The organism is Pseudomonadota bacterium, from assembly GCA_010028905.1.
Lineage (GTDB): Bacteria > Vulcanimicrobiota > Xenobia > RGZZ01 > RGZZ01 > RGZZ01.
Window position 1 is genome coordinate 1 of sequence record RGZZ01000461.1, and the last position, 4,020, is coordinate 4,020.

Below are 4,020 nucleotides of genomic sequence, written 5' to 3' on the forward strand. Positions count from 1 at the left end.
ACCCCGTCGGCCGACATTGCGCCGGTGGCAGTGTTGCACGCCGACAACGTCAGCAGGTCGACGCCGCGGAAGATCTGCTCGCCGCGGCGGTTGAACCACGACAGGGGCAGCGGCCGCCCATCTCCCAGCAGCAGATAGGAGCGCGAGACGTCACCGGGCAGGAACTGGAAGTGGCTTGCGATGTGCACGAGCGAGAACCCGCCCTCGGCGTCCGGCAGCAGGGCTTCTCGCAGGGCGTCGGCGGTGAAGCCCTCGTCGAGCAGGACGCGGCCATCGAACAGGGCGCCGTCTCGCGCCTGGGCGCTCTCGCCGATGATGCGCAGCTCATCGCGCACGAAGGGCAGCGCGGGAAAATCGTCGCGCTCTCCCCCGTCGACGGTCACCGCGTGTGCGCGAGAGACGCCGAGCCCCAGACCGCGCCAGCGCGGGCGGGGAACGTCCTTCAGCCGAGGCAGGCTCGCCAGGGTGGCTGTCTCCATCCGGTACGACTCGACGAGATAGTGGTGGCCATCGAACAGCGCCCCAATGGGCACATACCGAAGCTCGCCGTCGACGAACCACATGATTGTCTTGGCGTGATAGCGACGAAGATCTTCGGCGACAGGACCCACGATGATGTCGTAGAGCGCCCGCGCCCTGGGGCGGGGATCGAGGCTCGGATTCTGCAGTGCCTCGCGCAGGCCGGCAACCTGCGCGCGCAGGTCGGCGCGATGGAAGGGCTTGCCGGGGGGAGGCTGGTAGCGGCGGGCGATGCGCGCCTGTGGGGTCACCATGATGATGCTGACGCTGTCGTCGAGCACCAGGGGATAGAGGGCGACCACATCGGGGCCCAGCTCGCCCAGATCTGACATGATGGCGCTTGTCGACTTCTCCAGATCGGTGATGTCCGCGGTATTCTTCGAAGCGCCACGCTGCTCGTCGAAGAAGCGGAGCACGGCCTCGTTCGCCGCGGCCAGCTCGTCGCGCAGGCTCAGGTACTGCTTCTTCTCCTCGGGCGAGCGGAAGCCGCGCGCCCGCATGTCTTCGCACGTTCGCGCCAGGGTCGCCGCGCGGTCGGCCAGTGCGATGCAGCGCGTGATGTCGGGGGTGCTCGCGCTGCTGAGCGCGGGAGATGCGTGTCCCCCTCCACGCAGGAAGCGTGTGTATTCCTCCGCCTTGAGCATGACCAGCACGTGCTCGGCCTCGAGCAGCCGTCCTTCGTCGATGAGCAGGCGGGCCAGGCGGCGGAACGTATCGCCGCGCGCCTGCACGTACTGCTGCTGAAGCCGGGGCGCAACCCCGCTGAGGTCTCGACCGATCTGGGTGTAGGCGTCGACCGCCATGGTGCCCGCGATGATGGCCGCATTGCGCTCTCCTCGCGCGGTGAAGATCTGCATCAGGATGGAGAGGGCGTCGGCCTCGTCCTGGCGGCCGAGGGTCCGCGCGAGCATCCAGGCCTGCATGCCCGAGGTGCGGGCGACGCGAAGGGCGTCTGCGCGCGCGGCTCCACTGCGCTCTTGCGCCTCACGCATCCATGCAAAGGCCTCGCCCATTCGGGCGCGTGATTGCGCGTCGACCGAGCCGGTCAGGGTGGCCAGGTCGAGCGCGCGAGAGAACAAGTCTCGGGCGTCTCGTGTGTCTCCCGCGCTCAACGCGCACCAGCCGAGATCGATGAGGGCGCTGGCCTGGGCGAGGCGGCCTCGGCCGCTCGGGTGAAGCGCCGCGGCGCGCTTGTACAGGTCGATGGCTGCGCGTGGGTGACCCAGGGCGATCTGCAGGCGGGCCCGCTCGACGATCGAGATCAGCTCCCACTGCTCGTCGCCCAGTTCGCGCCACCTGGCCTGGGCCTGGGCCAGCAGGTGGTCGGCTCGCGCCAGATCGTTGAGACTCGAGTAGAGCATGCCCAGACGTGTGAGTGCGTTTGCCACGCCCCAGCGGTCGCCGATCTGCCTGCGCGTCTCGAGGGAGACGGTGTAGTGGGCGAGCGCTTCCCGCAGGCGGCCCGCCCGCTCGAGCTGAATGCCCAGGTTGGCCAGGGTCTGGGCTTCGCCAGCGCGATCACGGGCGGCGCGCCGACATCTGAGGCTCTCCTCGAGGTCGCGGATGGATCCCGGCACATCTCCCAGCACGGAGAGCACAATGGCCCGGCTGTTCAGCGCGACCCCGTGAGCGCGCACCTCGCCTCCTTCTGCGAATCCCGCAATCGATTGCTGGTAGAGCGCGAGGCTTGCGCGCTGCGAGGCCTCGGTGCCCTGCTTGCGCAGCGCCTCCGCCTGCATGTAGGCGCGCTGGGCCTGCATGACCCGGTGGTCGAGCGGGGTTGCGCGACGCACCTCCACGAGGGTGATGTCGTATCCGCCTCCGGGTCGTGTCGGCGTCACGCGCACCGAGCAGGTTCCCGCGGCTTGCGTCACGACGCGCAACCGTTCAACGCCTGTGTCTTGATCGGGGGTGTCGAAGACGGTGAGCAGCTGGCCGTCGGGTGCCAAGACCTCGACGCGCAGGTCGGCCTGTCGCTGCGTCACCTCGATCACCGCGCACGTGTCGGCTGGAAGGCGCAAGGCCCAGGAATCACCGTGCGGGGTGACCCGCGTCCGCGTCACTGGATGTCCCGGACGCAGGGGAGCCTCGTTCGCGCACGCGAGGCGACCGATCAGGAGCATCGCAAGAAACACATGGCAGCCCCTTGCGATGAGGGATGTCCTTGATCTCGTCATCGAAACGGCACGCGCGTGAACGCGTGCAACCTCCTTTGCGCGGGTCGCTCAGCGCGCCTTCATGCGTCGGACGTCGACCCACTCATCCCAGGTGGCCGGGTAGCCCTCGTAGTGGATGAGGTGGAGGCTATCCTGCACCTGCAGCACTGTCGCCGGATACCAGACCTTCTTCCAGAGAACCTGGACGGTCGCGCCTGTGGGGTACGTCTTCGTCTTCTCGACGCGAACCTTCGACAGGGGAACCCACGCGTCGTCGGAGGTCTCGTAGCCGTAGTAGTGGACGCGCACCTCCTTCGCGCGACTGTCGAGCACCCGGGCCTTCCACCAGGCACCCTCGGTGCTCACCTCGACGTGCTCGCCCTGCCGGGGCTTCGCCTGCGCGGATACGCCGGCCATGCGCGGAGACGCGCCGTAGGCCTTCGTGGTGCGGAACGTCGACCGCTGGCCATCGGCGAAGCGCATCTCACCGAGGGTGTAGCGGGCGATCTCGTCGAGGGTGATGTCGCCGTCGTGATCGAGATCGACGCTCGCGTCTCCCTGCAGCCCGGCGATCACCGATTCAGTGAAGGTCCAGTTGCCGGTCGATTCGGTGGACGATGATGACGAGGTCAATGCCGCCACGGGCGTCTGTCCGCGGCTTTCGCGGGTGTTCTCGGCCATGGTCCCGGAGTAGCAGCAGTCGGCCAGCAGCAGCGCGCGCCGGCCCTTGAATCCCGCCTGGAGGTCAGTTACCACCGAGCGCATCGACCACGTGGTGGCCTGCGAGCTGCTGCCCGCGTCGTAGGTGACGAACCAGCCTTCGCCGTCTTCGGTCTTGTCGCCATGTCCGCAGAAGTACACGATCAGCTCATCGCCCGGCGCCGTGCGGGCCAGCAGGTCGCGGTAGGCCTTCAGCACCGCGGGGCGGGTGGCGGCGCGGTCGTGCAGGGAGACGATGTGGTCTTGCGGCACGCCACGCCGAACCAGCAGCTGCTCGAGCTGCACGTCGCGGCGGTTGGTCTTGGGAAATGGCGCGTAGGTCTGGGCATCCTTCCACTCGAGGATGCCCACCACGAAGACCCACGTGCGCTGCGGGTTCCAGGCGTCGGCGCTGGCGGGTGCCGCGACAGCGCGCTGGGGCGTCGAGGCGAGCATGATGAGCAGCGCGATGAGCAGTGCGACGACACGGGTGGGGGAGGGCTGCACGGCGCTCGGTCTGTGCGCGGCGGCGTGCGGTTGCGACGGCGCAGGTCGGTGGGGGCGTGAGATGGGCTTGTGCATGAGGAGGGCAAGCTTCGCGTTTCGGGCGACGCGGCCCTTCCGTGAGCGACCTGAAGGGCCCATA

General features: G+C 68.6%; 2 protein-coding genes and 1 pseudogene. All 3 read right to left on the minus strand.

Annotated elements, in window-relative coordinates:
* Window positions 1–1,598, minus strand: a 1,598-nt coding sequence (locus EB084_21170) for a CHAT domain-containing protein (GenBank protein NDD30776.1), incomplete at its 3' end; no start/stop codon positions are given.
* A 327-nt stretch (window positions 1,599–1,925) separates the two neighbouring features.
* Window positions 1,926–2,696, minus strand: a pseudogene (locus EB084_21175) (tetratricopeptide repeat protein).
* A gap of 48 nt (window positions 2,697–2,744) precedes the next feature.
* Complete coding sequence (locus tag EB084_21180) at window positions 2,745–4,019, minus strand: hypothetical protein (protein NDD30777.1); 1,275 nt, start codon at window positions 4,017–4,019, stop codon at window positions 2,745–2,747.
* Window position 4,020: the final 1 nt, after the last annotated feature.